The organism is Cellulomonas sp. ACRRI (assembly GCF_022346185.1).
Taxonomy (GTDB): Bacteria; Actinomycetota; Actinomycetes; order Actinomycetales; family Cellulomonadaceae; genus Cellulomonas.
The window spans coordinates 1-1,779 of record NZ_JAKRMS010000244.1; the positions used below are offsets into that span (position 1 = coordinate 1).

The following is a 1,779-nucleotide window of genomic DNA, read 5'->3' on the forward strand; positions in this document are numbered from 1 at the left end:
GATCAGGGCGGCGCCGGCGGCACCGCCCGCCGCACCGCCGGCGCCGCCCTGATCCCCCTCGCCCGGCCGGCCGGGGCGCGGTCGCCCGGGGGCCGCCGAGCACCCGACCCGTCCTGGGGCGGAGCGGCGGTCCCCCCGCGGGATGACGGCGCGCGCGGCGCGACCGTCCCGGGAGCCGACGCGCACCCGCGGGCCCGGTCCCTAGCGTCAGGGGCATGGACCGCACGCCGCTCACCAGCACCCCGCCGCGGACGCCCGAGCGCCGGATGCTGGGTGTCCTGTCGCTCGCCGCGTCGGCCGTCCTGCTGCTGAGCGCGTGCGGCGGGGCGGTCGCGGACGCGCTCGGCCGGCAGCCCGACCCGCGGGCGACCACGTTCGCCACCGGCGCGGACGCGAAGGCCGCGGCGGAGCTGCCGGGATGGGCGCCCGACGCGGCCACCGACGTCCGGGTCAAGCAGCGGCCCGGCGGCGCCGAGCGGATCGTCACCATGCGGGCTCGCCTCGACGACCTGCCGGACGACTGCGTCCCCGTCTCGGCGGAGCAGCCGCTGGCGCCGCGGCCGGCGGACGGCGACCCGGCGGACTTCCGGTCCGTCTCGACGCTCGCGGCGGACTGGTGGCCGGCCGAGGTGGAGCAGGACGCCACCGTCATGTGCGGGGCGTGGTGGGTCGGCGAGCGCGACGGCGTGCTCTACGCGTTCACGCCGGAACGGCGCACCGTCCCCGTCGGCTGAGCTTGCGCTCGGAGCGCGGGCGTCAGGCGGAGACGGCCAGCGGGGCCGGCTCCTCCACCGTCGCCACCACGACCAGCTCGCCCGTCTCCTCGTCGACCACGGCCACCGCGCGGGTGCCGCAGGCGCACAGGAGCTCGACGCCGTCGCCGTCGTCGAACCAGATGCACACGTGCCGCTGACTCCTCATGCCCACGACGGTACGCACGACCACCGACACGCCCCCGCTCCGCACCCCGCGTGTCGCGATCTGCCCCGCGATCATGCGGTGCCCGGCCCTCGCCGGGTGGCCGCGGCCTCAGATCGGGCGACCGGCTGCCGATCGGGAACGGTGCACCCCGGGGGAGGAACCGCACCGCATGAGCCTCGACGGCATCGCGTCGATCAACCAGCGCATCGCCGCCATCCAGGCGACGATCGGGACGCTGGCGCCGACGCCCACGACCACCACCAGCGGCGCCGCGTTCGCGCAGGCGCTCGCCCAGGCCGTCGGCGGCTCGTCGGGCGCCTCCGACGCCGCGACGGCCGGCACGTCCGCGAGCGCGGCCGCCGACACCGCCCGGGACGCCGACGGCGTGCCCGTGGCCCTCGCCGGGTACGGCAACGGCAGGATCCCCGCCGAGGCGCTGCACGAGGTGGGCAGCACCGGCCACCGGCTGTGGGCGCCCGCCGCCGACGCGCTGGAGCGGCTCATCGCCGACGCCGCGCGCGACGGCGTGACCGTCGGCATCACCGACTCGTACCGCTCCTACGAGGCGCAGGTCGACGTCGCCGCCCGCAAGGGCCTGTACTCGCAGGGCGGGCTCGCCGCGGTGCCCGGGACCAGCGACCACGGCTGGGGCATGGCAGCCGACCTCAAGCTGGACGACGCGGCCCAGTCGTGGATGCGGGCCAACGGCGGCCGCTACGGCTTCGTCGAGGACACCCCCCGCGAGCCCTGGCACTGCGAGTACAGGCCCTTGCGGGCGGCGACGTCGACCTGCGCCTCGTAGGAGCGGTACGAGTCGGTGATGCCGACGGTCACGCCGTCGCGCGCGGCGTCGGCGAT

Annotated in this window: 3 protein-coding genes; 2 read left to right on the plus strand and 1 reads right to left on the minus strand. The window is 77.8% G+C overall.

The genetic code is table 11. The annotated features are described in order from the left end of the window. Positions 1–215: 215 nt before the first annotated feature. On the plus strand, positions 216–734 hold the full coding sequence (locus MHY85_RS20905) for a hypothetical protein (RefSeq protein WP_239200375.1): 519 nt from the start codon (positions 216–218) through the stop codon (positions 732–734). A gap of 22 nt (positions 735–756) precedes the next feature. On the opposite strand, the gene MHY85_RS20910 is transcribed toward MHY85_RS20905, so the two are convergent. Then, positions 757–921 (minus strand): hypothetical protein, encoded by a 165-nt coding sequence (locus MHY85_RS20910; RefSeq protein ID WP_168216895.1) that lies wholly within the window; start codon positions 919–921, stop codon positions 757–759. Positions 922–1,090: 169 nt separating this feature from the next. Here MHY85_RS20910 and MHY85_RS20915 point away from each other — a divergent pair, with 169 nt between their 5' ends. Further along, a complete protein-coding gene (locus tag MHY85_RS20915) occupies positions 1,091–1,723 on the plus strand; it encodes a D-alanyl-D-alanine carboxypeptidase family protein (protein WP_239200376.1) in 633 nt (210 codons plus the stop codon). Positions 1,724–1,779 lie beyond the last annotated feature (56 nt).